The 15,472-nt window shown below is 46.4% G+C and carries 16 protein-coding genes; 7 read left to right on the forward strand and 9 right to left on the reverse strand.

Annotated elements, in window-relative coordinates; genetic code table 11:
- From L5M38_RS03865 to astE, 6 genes are all read right to left on the reverse strand, one after another.
- Window positions 1–144 (reverse strand): transposase (locus tag L5M38_RS03865; protein ID WP_263140584.1); only part of this gene is annotated, 144 nt, incomplete at its 3' end.
- A 155-nt stretch (window positions 145–299) separates the two neighbouring features.
- Window positions 300–1,382, reverse strand: a complete 1,083-nt coding sequence (gene nadA, locus L5M38_RS03870) for a quinolinate synthase NadA (RefSeq protein WP_028759980.1) — start codon at window positions 1,380–1,382, stop codon at window positions 300–302.
- Window positions 1,383–1,514: 132 nt separating this feature from the next.
- Window positions 1,515–3,119 carry a dihydrolipoyllysine-residue acetyltransferase gene (locus L5M38_RS03875; protein WP_168825257.1) on the reverse strand — a complete coding sequence of 535 codons (1,605 nt, stop codon included), beginning with the start codon at window positions 3,117–3,119 and terminating at the stop codon, window positions 1,515–1,517.
- 9 nt (window positions 3,120–3,128) lie between these two features.
- A complete protein-coding gene (locus tag L5M38_RS03880; protein ID WP_012089197.1) occupies window positions 3,129–4,106 on the reverse strand; it encodes an alpha-ketoacid dehydrogenase subunit beta in 978 nt (325 codons plus the stop codon).
- 3 nt (window positions 4,107–4,109) lie between these two features.
- On the reverse strand, window positions 4,110–5,288 hold the full coding sequence (locus L5M38_RS03885; RefSeq protein WP_113939702.1) for a thiamine pyrophosphate-dependent dehydrogenase E1 component subunit alpha: 1,179 nt from the start codon (window positions 5,286–5,288) through the stop codon (window positions 4,110–4,112).
- A 162-nt stretch (window positions 5,289–5,450) separates the two neighbouring features.
- Window positions 5,451–6,485: a succinylglutamate desuccinylase gene (gene astE, locus L5M38_RS03890; RefSeq protein ID WP_028759984.1), complete on the reverse strand. Its 1,035-nt coding sequence runs from the start codon at window positions 6,483–6,485 to the stop codon at window positions 5,451–5,453.
- 330 nt (window positions 6,486–6,815) lie between these two features.
- Here astE and msrA point away from each other — a divergent pair, with 330 nt between their 5' ends.
- Complete coding sequence (msrA, locus tag L5M38_RS03895) at window positions 6,816–7,295, forward strand: peptide-methionine (S)-S-oxide reductase MsrA (RefSeq protein WP_028759985.1); 480 nt, start codon at window positions 6,816–6,818, stop codon at window positions 7,293–7,295.
- A gap of 112 nt (window positions 7,296–7,407) precedes the next feature.
- Here the strand turns inward: msrA and pgm are convergent, their stop codons facing one another.
- Entirely contained in the window at window positions 7,408–9,060 is a 1,653-nt protein-coding gene (pgm, locus tag L5M38_RS03900; protein ID WP_263166242.1) for a phosphoglucomutase (alpha-D-glucose-1,6-bisphosphate-dependent), read from the reverse strand.
- 73 nt (window positions 9,061–9,133) lie between these two features.
- A complete protein-coding gene (gene seqA, locus L5M38_RS03905; protein ID WP_219250445.1) occupies window positions 9,134–9,676 on the reverse strand; it encodes a replication initiation negative regulator SeqA in 543 nt (180 codons plus the stop codon).
- A 298-nt stretch (window positions 9,677–9,974) separates the two neighbouring features.
- On the opposite strand from seqA, the gene L5M38_RS03910 reads away from it, so the two are divergent.
- From L5M38_RS03910 to efp, 6 genes are all read left to right on the forward strand, one after another.
- The gene (locus tag L5M38_RS03910) at window positions 9,975–10,751 is read left to right on the forward strand and encodes an alpha/beta fold hydrolase (protein ID WP_173496693.1); all 777 of its coding nucleotides are present in this window, start codon (window positions 9,975–9,977) and stop codon (window positions 10,749–10,751) included.
- A 101-nt stretch (window positions 10,752–10,852) separates the two neighbouring features.
- Window positions 10,853–11,074 (forward strand): DUF2788 domain-containing protein, encoded by a 222-nt coding sequence (locus tag L5M38_RS03915; protein ID WP_006081578.1) that lies wholly within the window; start codon window positions 10,853–10,855, stop codon window positions 11,072–11,074.
- Window positions 11,075–11,084: 10 nt separating this feature from the next.
- Window positions 11,085–11,357: a LexA regulated protein gene (gene ybfE / locus L5M38_RS03920; RefSeq protein ID WP_006081577.1), complete on the forward strand. Its 273-nt coding sequence runs from the start codon at window positions 11,085–11,087 to the stop codon at window positions 11,355–11,357.
- Window positions 11,358–11,411: 54 nt separating this feature from the next.
- Window positions 11,412–11,939, forward strand: coding sequence for a flavodoxin FldA (gene fldA, locus L5M38_RS03925; protein ID WP_006081576.1), 528 nt, complete (start codon window positions 11,412–11,414; stop codon window positions 11,937–11,939).
- 85 nt (window positions 11,940–12,024) lie between these two features.
- Window positions 12,025–13,206 carry an elongation factor P maturation arginine rhamnosyltransferase EarP gene (gene earP / locus L5M38_RS03930; protein ID WP_263166245.1) on the forward strand — a complete coding sequence of 394 codons (1,182 nt, stop codon included), beginning with the start codon at window positions 12,025–12,027 and terminating at the stop codon, window positions 13,204–13,206.
- Between the two features lie 45 nt (window positions 13,207–13,251).
- Window positions 13,252–13,812, forward strand: a complete 561-nt coding sequence (gene efp / locus L5M38_RS03935) for an elongation factor P (RefSeq protein ID WP_105252465.1) — start codon at window positions 13,252–13,254, stop codon at window positions 13,810–13,812.
- A gap of 146 nt (window positions 13,813–13,958) precedes the next feature.
- Here efp and L5M38_RS03940 read toward each other — a convergent pair whose 3' ends face one another.
- Window positions 13,959–15,293: a glutamine synthetase family protein gene (locus L5M38_RS03940; protein WP_168825244.1), complete on the reverse strand. Its 1,335-nt coding sequence runs from the start codon at window positions 15,291–15,293 to the stop codon at window positions 13,959–13,961.
- Window positions 15,294–15,472 lie beyond the last annotated feature (179 nt).

The raw sequence follows: 15,472 nt of genomic DNA on the forward strand, positions 1-15,472 counted from the left end.
TGAAAGAGATTGCACGATAGATTGTCCTGTATGAGCTGCAAGTTGAGCCGCCAACTGTACAAGCCGTTTGGTCCTTCGTACATCCCCTAATTTTGCGCGCTGAAAAATGCTCTGTGCCCAGAGTGATGGTTCACTTAAAAACATGGCATGTGGTATCTGAAACAAAAGGTCAGGATCAGATCAGGTTAATTAAAAATGGTTCAAAAAAATCCCCCGGGGCAAACCGAGGGATTTGTGTAGAAGAGACAGACGCTATGGCGGGGATTTTTATTACGCTGAAGAAAAGCTAAATAATGGGCTTAGGCATTACCCTTCACTTTCATATTCAGTGTCTTGGCAAAATCCAGCATACGCGTCAGTGGGATAAGCGCTTTAACTCTTAAGTCTTCATCCACAAAAATCTCATGGGTGGTTTTATCGCTGTCGGCGAGTGACGCTTCAATGGCCTGCAAACCGTTCATCGCCATCCAAGGACAGTGGGCACAGCTCTTACAGGTTGCGCCATTTCCGCCGGTTGGCGCTTCAATTAAAATTTTACCTGGCGCCGCCTGCTGCATTTTATAAAAAATGCCGCGATCGGTTGCCACGATAAAACGCTCATTTGGCATGGTCTGCGCTGCTTTAATCAGTTGACTGGTCGAGCCAACTGCATCGGCCATCGCCACCACACTGGCTGGCGACTCAGGATGCACAAGGATAGCTGCATCGGGGTAAACGCTTTTCATATCGCGCAGCGCGTTCGATTTAAACTCGTCGTGAACGATACAATCGCCCTGCCACATCAACATGTCGGCGCCCGTCTGCTTGGCAATATAGCTGCCTAAATGACGGTCTGGTCCCCAAATGATCTTTTTGCCTTCGCTGTCTAAGTGCTCAACGATTTCAAGGGCAATACTGGAGGTCACCACCCAATCGGCGCGCGCTTTAACCGCAGCCGAGGTATTGGCGTAAACCACCACAGTATGATCTGGGTGCGCGTCGCAGAAAGCGCTGAACTTATCAATCGGACAACCTAAATCCAATGAACAGGTCGCTTCAAGGGTCGGCATTAAAATGGTTTTTTCTGGGCTTAAAATCTTGGCGGTTTCGCCCATAAACTTGACCCCAGCAACGATTAAGGTTTTTGCTGGGTGATCGCGGCCAAAACGCGCCATTTCTAAGGAGTCTGAAACGCAGCCGCCAGTCTCTTCGGCAAGGGCTTGGATTTCAGGATCGGTATAATAGTGGGCAACCAGAACGGCATCTTTTTCAATGAGCAGTTGTTTGATACGCGCCTTGTAATCGGCTTTTTGCGCATCGGACAAAGGCACTGGTTTAGGCGGAAACGGGTAATCAATGGTTTCTATTGTTGGAGCAAATGGGCTGGGGGCTAACTGACTCATAACACATCCATCAGGATAACTACGTTCGGGAATTATACGTAATCGGGATCAAAAGATTAACCCATTTGTGCAAAGCAAATAAAAAAGGACGCTTTTAGCGTCCTTTTAGTGTCAGTTATTCGTGCCAGCGGCTTAGCGCATCGCTAATAACATCTCTTGAGGCTGTTCAAGATACTGTTTCCACAGATTACAGAAGCGAGCAATCGTACCGCCATCGATCACTCTATGGTCACCTGACCAGCTCACTTGCATGATTTGGCGAGCTTCGACTTCCCCTTTCGCGTTAAAGCGCGGTAGGGTTTGCAACTTACCTAAGGCCACAATCGCCACCTCAGGTTTGTTGATAATAGGCGTCGCCACTGTGCCACCTAAGGCGCCAATGTTAGAGATGGAAATCGTGCCGTCTTTCAGATCCGCTGGCGCCACGCGGCCGCTGCGGGCTGCTTGGGTCAGGCGGGTGATTTCTGCGGCCACTTCTAAAATGCTCTTATCCTGCACATCTTTGATGTTGGGCACCAAGAGACCGACTTTAGAATCCACCGCCATGCCGATATTGTGACGTGCCTTGTAAGTTAGTTCAGTGCAATCCGCATTCACTTGACTGTTCATCACAGGGAACTGACTTAACGCGAGCGACATTGACTTCATGAAGAAAGGCATCATGGTCAGCTTCACTTCATCTGACGAATACTTCACTTTCATGCTTTCACGCAGTGCAACTAAGTCTGTTAAATCAAACTCTTCACAATAGGTAAAGTGCGGAATGCTCGACACAGATTCCACCATCATGCGTGCCATCACAGCTTTTACGCCGCGAATAGGCTCAACCGTGTCAGCGCGTTGAGTCACTGTAGATGTTGGAACTTGGGTTTGAGATGCTTGAGTCGCTTGAACTGGCGCCTCTTTTACCTGAGCCACACTTGGAGCAGAAACATTGCTCGCGCCTTGTTGGAAGCGAGTGATGTCTTCCTTATACACACGGCCGTGCTTTCCTGTGCCAGGTACTTGGCTCAAATCGATATCTAACGACCGCGCCATGCGACGAACTGCGGGGCTGGCTAAGGCTTTACCTTGGCGAGCAGGCTCTGCATTCACAATCTGCGCTGCAGGTGCGGCATTGGCCACAGTATCTGTATTTATTGTCGCCGCAGGTGCAGAAGCCGTCTGTTCAACTTCAATGGCAAATAAAGGCGCATGTACTTTAGCTAGCTGACCTTTGCGATAATGCAGTTTGGCAATTTTACCCGCTTTAATGGCAGGAATTTGCACCAGCGCTTTATCTGTCATCACGTCGGCAATCGGTTGATCTTCCTCAACCCAATCACCTTCGCTCACTAACCATTCAACTAGCTCACATTCAACAATGCCTTCGCCGATATCCGGTAGTAAGAATTCTTCAATGCTGACAGATGAACTGGATGACGTGGTCGCGTTTGTTACTGCCACTGGCTCAGTCACTTTTGCAGTCGTCGCAGCAGGTTCAGCCGTAACAGATTCGCCTGCAATTTCAACGGCATAGAGCGGCGCATGCACTTTCGCAATATCGCCCTTGGCGTAATACAGCTTAGTGACTACGCCCGCAAAAGGCGCTGGGATTTGAACAAGTGCTTTGTCTGTCATCACATCGGCAATAGGTTGGTCTTCAACGACTGTGTCGCCTTCTTTGACCAGCCATTCAACCAACTCACACTCCACAACACCTTCGCCAATATCCGGCAAAATAAAATCTTTAATCATACCGGACTCCTAGAAGGTCACTGATGCTTTGATGGCTTCAAACGTTTTGAATGCATCTGGCATGTATTCTTTTTCATGAATGAGTGGGTACGGGGTATCTAAACCACAAACGCGGCTGATGGGCGACTCTAGATACAAGAAGCATTCTTGCTGAATCGTCGCCGCTATCTCACCAGCAAAGCCACCGGTTAATGGCGCTTCATGGTTGACCAGTAAACGTCCGGTCTTTTTGACTGAATCGGCAACAGTATCGATATCCCAGGGTGACAAGGTGCGTAAATCGATAACTTCACAGGAGATCCCTTCTTTAGCGGCCATATCGGCGGCTTTTTCAAGGATTTCCATTTGCGCGCCCCACGCCACTAAGGTGATGTCTTTACCTTCGCGAACCACTTCAGCCTTACCCAGTTCAATTTCATAATCGCCCGCTGGCACTTCGCCAACCGATGCACGATATAAACGCTTAGGCTCAAAGAAGATCACCGGATTTTTGTCACGGATTGACGCCAACAGCAGGCCTTTGGCTTGCTCAGGGTTGCGTGGCACAACGACTTTTAACCCCGGCGTCTGGGTAAAATAGGCTTCAGGTGATTGTGAGTGATAATGTCCGCCCGCAATACCGCCGCCATAGGGCGTACGGAACACTAATCCACCGACATCGAACTCATTACCGCTACGGTAACGGAACTTAGCCGACTCGTTGACGATTTGATCAAACGCCGGAAAGATATAATCGGCGAATTGAATTTCAGCCACAGCGGTCATGCCATTGGAGGCTAAACCATTGGCAAAACCGGCAATACCTTGCTCTGTCAGCGGCGTATTAAAGCAGCGATCGCGCCCGAATTTTTCTTGAAGACCGGAGGTGGCGCGAAATACCCCGCCAAAGTGGCCCACATCTTCACCAAAAACCACCATGCGTTCATCGGCTTGCATGGCAATCGACAAGGCCTCATTGACGGCCTGTAACATATTCATTTCAGCCACGGCTTATAGTCTCCCTGCACTTTTTGGATAGGCTTGCGGATATTTCTTGATATGTTCTTTAAGCTCGGCGAGTTGCTTTTTCAGCACTGGCGTCGGCTTGTCGTACACATCTTCAATAATTTCATCCAGCATAGGCACAGGAATTTTTTCAGCCACTTTTACCGCAGCCAATACTTCTTCACGATATTTCTCATGCAGTTTCACATCATCCGCTTCAGCCAACCAACCTTTGTTGATAAGCCATAATTTGAAGCGTTTAACCGGATCGTGTTGCTGCCACTTGGCTTCTTCATCTTTCGAGCGATAACCTGAGGGATCGTCTGAAGAAGAGTGCGCGCCGAGACGGTAAGTCATGGCTTCAATCAGCACAGGCGCATTATGCTCAATCGCATAGGCACGGGCTTGCTGGGTTGCCGCTAACACGGCCAACATGTCATTGCCGTCTACACGAATGGTGTGCATGCCATAACCCACACCGCGGCTGGCAATACCGTTTCCAGCAAACTGCTCTTCAGTGGGGGTAGAAATCGCGTAGCCATTGTTACGACAGAAGAAAATCACTGGGCATTTCAGTACCGCGGCCATGTTGAGGCCAGCATGAAAATCCCCTTCCGATGCAGCGCCTTCGCCAAAATAGCAAACCGCGACTTTGCGCTTACCTTGCATTTTTAAGCTGTAGCCCACACCAGTCGCCTGCGGGATTTGCGTGGCTAACGGTGACGAAATCGTTTGATAATGCAATGCCGCACTGCCGTAATGGATTGGCATTTGGCGACCTTTACCAAGATCTTTCTCGTTACTGAACATCTGATTCATAAACTGTTCAGTGGTAAAGCCGCGATAACGCAGCGCCGCATGCTCACGATATTGTGCGAGGATCACATCTTCTTGATCGAGTGCGGCCACACTGCCGACAATCGCCGCTTCTTCACCCGTACAGGTCATGTAGAAGCTGATGCGTCCTTGGCGCTGGGCACCAAGCATACGTTCATCAAGTACCCGAGTGAATACACAGGTATCGTAAATTTTAGTGGCTAAGGTTTCATCTATCACAGGCAAAACCGCGGTTTCATAAGTGGTGCCGTCGGCTTGTAGAATTCGAAGGATAGGAATGTGTAGCGATGCCTTATCCAAGAAGCCGACACGGTGCACTGTATCAGTGTTGAGTGTTGCTTTGCTCATATTGTGCTCTTGTTATCTCATTACGCATCAAAGCGTTTTGATGCGTCTGTTTATACGAATATGCCCGACGAACATTACGTTAACGTAAACTACCTATCAACCATTGGCATAGCTCAAACCACAAGTTATCCCTGCCACGCATGTATATATTGCTTTACAAGCCTAACGCACGTCCGCATTCACGGCAGGAATCAGGCAAATCACAGTGCGATTACCAATAGGCACTTTGGCATTAGGGAACACGACAGACTCAAACTCGTGCTCCACTTTAATTTCTTGCCCACCTTCCCGCGCTAAAACAAAGCCCTTCGGGAAAGATCTGAAGTTTTCGACATCCGTTGCGAAGGTAAATTCAAAATCATCGAAATGTTTATTGATAACGCGGCACACTTGGTACAAGTTGACCTTATCGGCATCAAATGCATCTAGCTCCAACGGCTTAGCGGTGATCAAGCGCATGAACATTTCATGGGTGGCGATAAAACGCGTCATGTCGTTCTGCCCCATGGGATACACTTTACCAAGCTCAATGGTAAAGGCATCAGCGCCGTAACGTTCAGAAGAAAAATAGCTGAAGGTCGTGGTCGGTTCGTGGTGGAAAAGTACTGTATCGACGCCGCTTGCGGCTAAAAACATAATTTGCTCGCCGCTAAAGGCGCGCCCTGGACGATAGGGATAGATAGCGAACTTTTCATGCTTCGAGGCGCGCATCGCCGTGTGCAAATCATAATGGATGCGCTGACGTCCATCGGCAACCGCAGTATAAAAACGATCGACATAGGCTTCGAGTTTTTTCGCGCGTACTCGCTCAGGGTTCACTAACCCTGGTGGATTGGAATGCTCACCACTAAATAGACGATTCATGTTTTCGTCAATAATCCGCGTGCCGTTATTAATCGCTAATGGGTTACCAATGAGAAATAAAGTGCGCTGCTTTGCGATGATCTTTTGCTGTAGAAGTTGTTTAATTAAGCTATTGCAGAGTTCAATGGGCGCGGTCTCGTTACCGTGAACACCGCAGGAAAGCACAATATCTTTTCCTTCATTCTGTATTGGTTCGAAAACAATAACACCGGTATCCCACACTTCCACTTGAGTATGATCGCCTAAGTTAAATGAAAATTCGCCATCGAACTGTTCAGGATGGGCTAAGGTGAGCGCTAAAAAATCCTTTGAATCTAACAGAGCTTGTAACACAGAATTCTCCTTATAATGATGTGTAACAGTATTGGCGCAATAGCATAAGTACAGGCAGTAATAACCACTTAAGCATTTATCTCACCGCGGTTAGTCTCACTCGCACCTAAAAAACGGCTTCAATACTAACACATGTTTTTAGTGCTGTTCTCAGACATTTATTGCCGTAGGACCCAGTTTTAAGCGGAATGACATTCAACTAAGCTGATTGTTAAATTCTTAGGACATTCCCTAAGAATTTCCCATGATAAATATTCCAGCTTGAGGCTTGCTTTTGCACTCAAGTTTTATCACAATTCTTAGCCATCTAGACTTCTATTGGATTTAATTATGGCGTTAGCAACCTTTGGTGCCGGCTGTTTCTGGGGCGTAGAGTATTTTTTTAGACAAGTGAACGGCGTATCGAATGCCACCTGCGGCTATATGGGCGGCAATAATGCGGCGACAACCTATGAAGAAGTCAAAAAAGGCAAAACGGGCCATGCCGAAGTGGTGCAAGTGGAATTTGACCCTGCCCTTGTCAGTTATGAAGACTTGCTCGATGTATTTTGGAAAAACCACAATCCAACGAGTCTGAACATGCAAGGCGGAGATATTGGCACTCAATATCGCAGCACCATTTTCTTCCACGACCGAGAGCAAAAAGCGGCCGCAGAAGCCTCAAAATTAGCTTTTGCCCGCTCGGGGCGTTGGGGATTACGCCATATCGTCACTGAAATTGTGCCATTGCAACAGTTCCATGTTGCTGAGGAATATCATCAAAATTACATCGATAAGAATAACTTACCGAGTTGTCATATCGAGTACTAAATACGGTCAAATCAGCATGAGATCAACTACTCACAGCTGAATTAGACACAAACAAAAACGCACTCAAATCTGAGTGCGTTTGTTTTTGATACTTTATAAACCTACTACTGCATTAAGCGTTTAGCGCCTTATCAATTAATGCCTGCGCATCTTTGATGATCTCAGCCAAATGCTGTTCACTGATAAAACTTTCGCCGTAGATTTTAAATAACGCTTCAGTGCCCGATGGACGCGCCGCAAACCACCCATTAGCTGTGGTAACTTTGATGCCGCCAATCGCCGCATTATTGCCTGGCGCATGGGTTAACACGTTTTCGATTGTCTCACCTGCAAGCACAGTGGCATTTAAGGTATCGGCATTGAGCAAAGCAAACTTGGCTTTGTTTTCAAGACTGATTGGGCTATCGATACGCTTATAGAAACTTTGGCCAAATTGTTTTACTAACTCTTGGTGACGCTGACCTGGGGTTTTACCTGTCACCGCAAGAATTTCTGCCGCAAGTAACCCTAGAATAAAACCGTCTTTATCCGTACACCAAGTAGAGCCATCACGGCGTAAAAATGCCGCGCCAGCACTCTCTTCACCGCCAAAGGCGATTGTGGCTTCGGCTAAACCGTCGACAAACCACTTAAAGCCCACTGGCACTTCGAGTAACGTTTTGCCGTGGAAAGCACAGATTTTATCGATAAGCGCACTCGATACTAAGGTTTTACCTATGGCTAAGGTATCGCTCCAATCTGGTCTGTGTGTCAGTAAATAATCAATAGCGACCGCAAGATAATGATTCGGATCCATCAAACCCGTACCAGGGCAAACTATGCCGTGACGGTCATAATCGGGATCATTACCAAGGCATAAATCAAAGGATTCTTTATGGGCGAGTAACCCGGCCATCGCGTAGGGAGATGAGCAATCCATGCGGATTTTGCCGTCTTTATCCAGCGGCATAAAGCTAAAGCTTGGATCAACCTTATCATTGACTAAGGTGATATCGAGCCCATAACGCGCGGCAATCGGTGCCCAATAGAAAATCCCTGAACCACCGAGCGGGTCAACGCCGATACGCAGCTTAGCGTTGGCAATCGCCTGCATGTCGATAACATTTTCTAAATCAGCCACATAGGGCGTGATCAAATCAATGGCGTTAACATAGCCTGATGCCAGCGCTTTGGCATACGCTAATTTTTGCACGCCAGCTAACGCTTGGCGCAAGTAATCATTGGCCCGCGATTCAATCCAAGCCGTGATATTACCTTCGGCCGGTCCACCATGGGGTGGATTGTACTTGATGCCACCGTCCTGAGGAGGATTATGGGAAGGCGTAATGATCAAACCATCGGACAATGCCGCACCCGTAATATTGGCTTCGCGATTGGCGCAAATCACCCCATGGGAAACCACTGGCGTTGGCGTAAATCCATCGTTCTGTTGGATTTTCACTGTGACTTTATTTGCCGCCAGCACTTCAATGGCCGATAAATAAGCGGCGTAGGATAACGCATGAGTGTCAATCCCGAGGATCAACGGCCCATTGATATTCACCGATTGGCGATAATCCACCACAGCTTGGGTAATCGCCCAAATGTGTTGTTGGTTAAAACTGCCATTGAAGGCGCAGCCTCTGTGCCCAGAAGTGCCAAAGGTGACGCGTTGTTGTACGTCATCCATATTTGGCGTGATGCTGTAATAATGGCTCATCAGTTTTGGAATATTGACCAGATCCGTCTGATTAGCGATTTGTCCTGCCCTTTGATGTATTGCCACCTATGGCTCTCCTGCACTCAATTACAATTAGAAAAAGTAGAAAAATGTCGTACTAACTTGGCTCACCCGCGGATTAAACGCGCTCGGCGATGCCCGCTGCGACTGTCGCATCACAACCAAATTGCACTAAAACTTCCGATAAAATAGTGCGTTTCTTGGCGGTATTGTTGTTACTCGTTACCCAGAAACCACTTGCACCAATTTCTTTTGGGTTAGCCGAAGCACTCGCTTCGAGCAGTTGCTCCTTAGAGCGAGCAAAATACAAACGATCGCGCCCTTGGATCTGCAGAATTTGTGAGAATTGCTCTGGGGCTAATTGATACAAACTTTCGAGCAAAAACAGAAAACGCCCTACTGCGCCTTTTTGCTGCGATAACTGATGTTCATCGACTAAGCGACTAAAATCATTCACTGCTGGCACTGTTTGCGCCGCGACGGGCTGAATAGGTTCAGCTTCAAGGCTCGGTTGGCTAATCGCCAAAGGCTGGGGTTGTTCGACCGCATCGACGGACAGGCCGAGTAATCGACGAAGAATGTCAGAGGCGCTCTCACCAATACGTTCTGTTTTGCTGGCAATATGACGATAGAGCTCTTCATCTACTTCGATATATTTCATAACCTTAATTATCCTTTGTTATTCGACAGGCTTAACCGAAAAAAGTGTACCACAGCGATCGGGGCAGATCATTGCGATCTGTTACCAGTGTATCTATCTCTATCAATCTGATAAAGCGCCATTATTCTAAAAGTGCGGGAAATAGCACAGCAAACTAGCAGTTAATCGACAATTGCCGAAAAAGCACACAAGTTACTGGCCGCCCCCACTATAGAAATGGCAACTGACTTGTCAAGCCAACGGCATTAAGGGCACAATTCGCGTCACGCTAAGCTAAAAATCTCCAACAGGAATCACCATGAACTTTGTTTCCACAGGCCAAGGACCCGCAGTGCTCTTGATCCACGGCTTGTTCGGTAATCTAGATAACCTCAAAGGTCTAGGGCAAGTATTAGAAAATCAGTATCAAGTTATTCGTGTCGATGTGCCCAATCATGGTTTAAGTGAGCATTGGGATCAAATGGACTACCCTCGCCTCGCCACTGCAATGATCAGCTTGCTCGACGAACTGGCTATTGAACGCGCCCATATTGTGGGTCACTCCATGGGCGGTAAAATCGCCATGGCGACGGCGTTAGCCTTTCCAGAGCGCATTATCAGCATGGTGGCAGCCGATATCGCCCCCGTCGCCTATGAGCCAAGACACGACACAGTGTTTGCGGCATTAGAAAGCCTGCCCTTAGAAGGCCATACCGACAGACGCTTTGCCCTAAACCACTTAATTGACAATGGTATTGACGAAGCAACGGCACAATTTTTACTCAAAAATCTACAACGCACTGATACTGGCTTTCGTTGGAAAATGAACTTAAGTGGCCTAAAGGCTTGTTATCCTAATATTATTGGCTGGCAAAATCAGACACTAAATCCAGTACAAAGCTATGCTGGACCAAGTCTGTTTATTCGCGGCGGCGACTCAAATTATGTCACTAGCGAGCACAGAAGCGCTATCATGGCGCAATTCCCCGCGGCACAGGCAAAAACACTTGAAGGATGTGGTCATTGGTTGCATGCGCAAAAACCCGTCATTTTTAACCGGATCGTGTCTGAATTTATTGACAAACATTCAATGTAAATCAGCAGCAAACTCGACCGAAAGCATATGGCAGCCGCCATCTTGTTGTGATATATTCGCGCCTCTTTTGGCCTTAGAACACTCTCAAGGACTAAGAAAGTATGTTATCTCAGTACATGGAACAAATTGAAACCATCGGCCTGAACCTGTTTTTTGCCTCGATATTTTTCTTTATCGGCATGGCCATCCACGATGTGCTTAAACAAGGTAACGTGCCAAAATTTGGTCGATTTATTGTTTGGTTAGTGTTATTTCTCGGCTGCGCCGGGTTTATTGTAAAAGGTATTATCCAGATCACTTGGGAAGGCTCAGGGATCGGTTAACAATAAGAACATGGCAAAAGAAGCGACAGACAGAACCACTATTGACCTTTTTGCCAACGAAAAGCGCCGGGGCCGACCACGTAGCAATCCTTTGTCCCGTAGCCAACAGCTTAAGGTCAACAAACGCAATCAAATCCAGCGCGATAAAGCCAACGGATTAAAGCGAATAGAGTTAAAGGTGTCACAAGATTTGTATGACGCCTTGAATGAGCAGGCATTGGCCAGTAACATCAGCCGTAGCCAGTTAATCGAATTAATTCTTCAGCAACAAGTTGAGTGCTGAACGAGTACCAGCAAGATTAACCTAATAAGTGAACTAGACATTAAAGGATAGACAATGGCAACTGTAGGTCTTTTTTTCGGTAGCGACACAGGTAACACCGAAGCTGTAGCCAAGATGATCCAGAAAAAACTGGGTAAAAAAATGGTTGAGGTGAAAGATATCGCCAAAAGTACCAAAGAACAGATTGCAGAGTATGACTTGCTGCTGTTCGGCATCCCGACCTGGTATTACGGTGAAGCGCAATGTGACTGGGATGATTTCTTCCCTGAATTAGAGCAAATTGATTTTACTGACAAACTTGTCGCTATTTTTGGTTGTGGTGATCAAGAAGACTACGCTGAGTACTTCCTTGATGCCATGGGCATGGTTGGCGATATTGTTCAGGCCCGTGGTGGCATCATCATCGGCCATTGGCCAACTGCAAGCTACAATTTTGAAGCCTCTAAAGGTCAAGTCGATGACGACCACTTTATTGGCTTAGGTATCGATGAAGATCGCCAGCCAGAGCTGACTGAAGAACGTGTTGATGCTTGGGTTAAGCAAATTTACGAAGAAATGTGTTTAGCTGAATTAGAAGATTAATTCTGTTAACCATTTGATTAAAGCGGCTTAACGCCGCTTTTTTTATGCATATATTTCTGACTAAGAATAACGACATACCACACTCATGACCAACACAGCCCGCTCTAATCACTGGGATATTTTTTGCACCGTCGTTGATAACTACGGCGATATTGGCGTCACTTGGCGTTTAGCCAAACAAATAGCCAATGAGTATCAGATCCCCGTTAATTTGTGGGTCGATGACCTCGCAAGCTTCTCGCATATCTTACCGACACTCGATCCACTAAAAGCCACTCAAACCTTCAATGGTGTGAATATTATTCATTGGAAAGAGCCTTTGCCTATAAAGTTTGTTGCAGGAGCTGTGCTCATCGAAGCCTTTGCCTGTGAATTACCCGAACAGGTAAAAGCGCAGCTGGTTTATTTACATCAGAACGCCCCAAAATCTGTACCTGTCTGGCTGAATTTAGAGTATTTAAGTGCTGAAGATTGGGTTGAAGGCTGCCATGGTTTGCCATCGTTACAAGCCAATGGTTTGAAGAAGTATTTCTACTTTCCCGGTTTTAGCGCCAAAACGGGTGGACTCATTTGCGAGCAAAAGTTGTTTACCGAGCGTGATGCTTGGCAAGCTGATACTGCCAATAAATTGCAGCTTTTTACTAATCTAGGTCTTAAGGACATTCAGGCACAAGACACTGTTATTAGCGTTTTTAGCTATGAGACCGAGGCGCTACCCGCATTATGTGAGTTATGGCAGCAATCAGTAGAAAAAATCCATGCGCTGATCCCCAAGGGGCGTAGCTTAAACAGTCTGACGCATTTACTGCCATGTGAAATTGCCGCTCTAGTGCCGGGTCAACAGATAAATCATGGCAATTTAACCCTGCATATTTTACCTATGACTGACCAACAGGGGTTTGATCGCCTGCTCTGGAGCTGTGATTTTAATATCGTGCGCGGTGAAGATTCCTTTTTACGTGCCCAATGGGCCGCAAAACCCTTCATTTGGCACATTTATCCCCAAGAAGATGATTATCACCTCGTAAAATTAGAAGCTTTTCTCAAACTTTACTGCGATAATCTGCCACCTAAAATTGCTTGTTATTGGTCTGAATTGAATCTCGCGTTCAACCAAGCACAGCAATCAGCCGTGAGCCTTAACTGGCAAAACCTTAATCCTGTTAATTTGCCCTTGTTACATCACCATGCTAAACAATGGCCAATTAATGCATTAAATGCTGCAGATCTCGCTACTCGACTAGTTCAGTTCGTTAAAAACAGCTAAGATACTGCGCGAAAACAGAAAAATCTAAATATAGGAAATAGTGTAATGAAAACTGCTCATGAAATCCGTCCTGGTAACGTGATCATGTTAGATGGCAGCCCATGGGTTGTGCAGAAAACTGAAACAACTCGTTCTGGCCGTAACGCTGCTATCGTTAAGTTAAAGTTGAAAAACTTACTGCTTAACTCTGGTACTGAAACGACTTTCAAAGGTGAAGATAAGTTAGAAGACATCATCCTAGATCGTCTTGACTGCACATATTCTTACTTTGCAGATCCTATGTTTGTATTCATGGATGCAGAATACAACCAATACGACGTAGAAGCTGAAAACCTAGGTGATGCAGCGGCTTATATCGTTGACGGTATGGAAGAAACTTGCCAAGTGACTTTCTATGATGGCAAAGCTATCTCTGTTGAAATGCCAACCACTATCGTCCGTGAAGTGATCTACACTGAGCCTTCAGCTCGTGGCGATACTTCAGGTAAAGTGATGAAGCCAGCGACTATCACTGGCGGTGGCACAGTAAGTGTTGCAGACTTCGTGAAAGTAGGCGACAAAATTGAAATCGACACTCGTACTGGTGAATTCAAGAAGCGCGTTTAATCGCCCTTCTCGTTTCCAGACGAAGAAAAGCCAGTGCTTGCACTGGCTTTTTTGTTGCTGTTTTTTAGTCACTCATTTTTAAGACTCTTGAGTCATTTAAGGGGTTAAAACTTTTATAAGTAATAATTCCCTTATTCATAAAAGCGTTAGCATTGCGGCCCTAAGAAACGTCGCTCCCAAGCCCCTATCTCACTCAAATAGCTTTGGAATTCAATTTCCTTCACCGATACAAAGCCAGTGACAAAATCGTCCCCGAGTAAGCGTCGTGCCGAATCACTTTGGCGCATTTGCGTTAACGCAGCTAAAAATGTCTGCGCGAGGTCATGGCTGCTCTCATAAGCGCTCCCAGTTTCTGGTGCACTTGGCGATAATTTTTCTTCCATTCCGGCAAGGCCCGCTGCCAAAGATGCGGCAATCATCAGGTACGGATTAGCATCGGCGCCCGCAATGCGATTCTCTACCCGTCTCGCTACTGGAGCACTTAATGGCACACGTAAGCCAGTGGTGCGATTATCAACGCCCCAACTTAAATTAATCGGCGCTTGACTGCCGGAAATGTAACGTCTAAATGAATTGATATTGGGTGCGAATAACAACATTAAATCAGGTAGATACTTTTGTAATCCGCCGATATAGTGGTGAAAACGGTCAGTGTCGCTACCATCAGCATGGCTGAAAATATTATTACCTTTATCATCGACGACACTTTGATGTAAATGCATAGAACTGCCGGGTTGACCCGCTATGGGTTTCGCCATAAAAATTGCATTCAAGCCATGTTTAATGGCGATTTCTTTCGCCGCGTATTTAAACATAAAGGCTTGATCCGCTAAGGCCAGCGGATCGCCATGCACTAAGTTAATTTCATATTGCGATAGCCCCATTTCATGGATCCAAGTATCGCCTTTAATCCCAATCGCATCGATAGCGGCATTAAACTCATCCCAAAATGGTGCGAGTTCATTGAGCATATTCATGCTAAACGCGGATTGACCATTTTCAGCTCGGCCACTTTTTGAAATGGGTGCCTGATACGGCACACTCGGATCGGTATTGGCCTCCGTAAGATAAAACTCAATCTCAGGGGCCACCACGGGCGTTAACCCAAGGGCTTGGTAACGGGCCAACACATTTTTTAACATAGAGCGCGGCGCAAATGGACATAAATTGCCATCCAGTAATACGCAGTCATGGATGGCAAATGCGCGCGGCACTGTGCTCCATGGGATCATCTTGAGGGTGCTGTAATCGGGGACGAGTAAAAGATCAGGATCAGCATCAGGGAAAACAGGATCGTAGGAATACTCACCGGTAATCGCTTGCATCGAAATCGCTTGGGCAATACGTAATTCAGCACCCTGAGCAAAACTTCGGGCTGGCATAAGCTTTCCCCTTGGATAGCCTGAAATATCAGGGAATAAACACTCGACATCACGTATTGTGCCGTGCTCGAAAAACGCAGTAAGAAGAGTTGAGTCCATTTGATTCGTTTGCCACTAATGTTGAAAATAATGCCCTGAAGGATGCAAAGTATAATCAGGCTTTGATTTGAAAAGCTACATGGCGATGATGAAATATGTAAAATATAAATGACAATTTCGTAAAATATAATTTGACATCAGTTGAAAATCTTCATTTTACAGTGTAATCGTGTTTATCC

Origin of the sequence: Shewanella sp. SM101 (assembly GCF_025654465.1) — a bacterium.
In the GTDB taxonomy this organism is placed as follows: Bacteria; Pseudomonadota; Gammaproteobacteria; order Enterobacterales; family Shewanellaceae; genus Shewanella; species Shewanella oncorhynchi.

What these genes read in the sequence shown, in the direction of transcription:
- ybfE (WP_006081577.1), top strand. Translation starts at nt 11,085, where the DNA reads ATGGCAAAAGAAGCGACAGACAGAACCACTATTGACCTTTTTGCCAAC.
- L5M38_RS03885 (WP_113939702.1), bottom strand. Translation starts at nt 5,288, where the DNA reads ATGAGCAAAGCAACACTCAACACTGATACAGTGCACCGTGTCGGCTTC.
- msrA (WP_028759985.1), top strand. Translation starts at nt 6,816, where the DNA reads ATGGCGTTAGCAACCTTTGGTGCCGGCTGTTTCTGGGGCGTAGAGTAT.
- nadA (WP_028759980.1), bottom strand. Translation starts at nt 1,382, where the DNA reads ATGAGTCAGTTAGCCCCCAGCCCATTTGCTCCAACAATAGAAACCATT.
- L5M38_RS03915 (WP_006081578.1), top strand. Translation starts at nt 10,853, where the DNA reads ATGTTATCTCAGTACATGGAACAAATTGAAACCATCGGCCTGAACCTG.
- efp (WP_105252465.1), top strand. Translation starts at nt 13,252, where the DNA reads ATGAAAACTGCTCATGAAATCCGTCCTGGTAACGTGATCATGTTAGAT.
- L5M38_RS03910 (WP_173496693.1), top strand. Translation starts at nt 9,975, where the DNA reads ATGAACTTTGTTTCCACAGGCCAAGGACCCGCAGTGCTCTTGATCCAC.
- seqA (WP_219250445.1), bottom strand. Translation starts at nt 9,676, where the DNA reads ATGAAATATATCGAAGTAGATGAAGAGCTCTATCGTCATATTGCCAGC.
- L5M38_RS03940 (WP_168825244.1), bottom strand. Translation starts at nt 15,293, where the DNA reads ATGGACTCAACTCTTCTTACTGCGTTTTTCGAGCACGGCACAATACGT.
- fldA (WP_006081576.1), top strand. Translation starts at nt 11,412, where the DNA reads ATGGCAACTGTAGGTCTTTTTTTCGGTAGCGACACAGGTAACACCGAA.
- L5M38_RS03875 (WP_168825257.1), bottom strand. Translation starts at nt 3,119, where the DNA reads ATGATTAAAGATTTTATTTTGCCGGATATTGGCGAAGGTGTTGTGGAG.
- earP (WP_263166245.1), top strand. Translation starts at nt 12,025, where the DNA reads ATGACCAACACAGCCCGCTCTAATCACTGGGATATTTTTTGCACCGTC.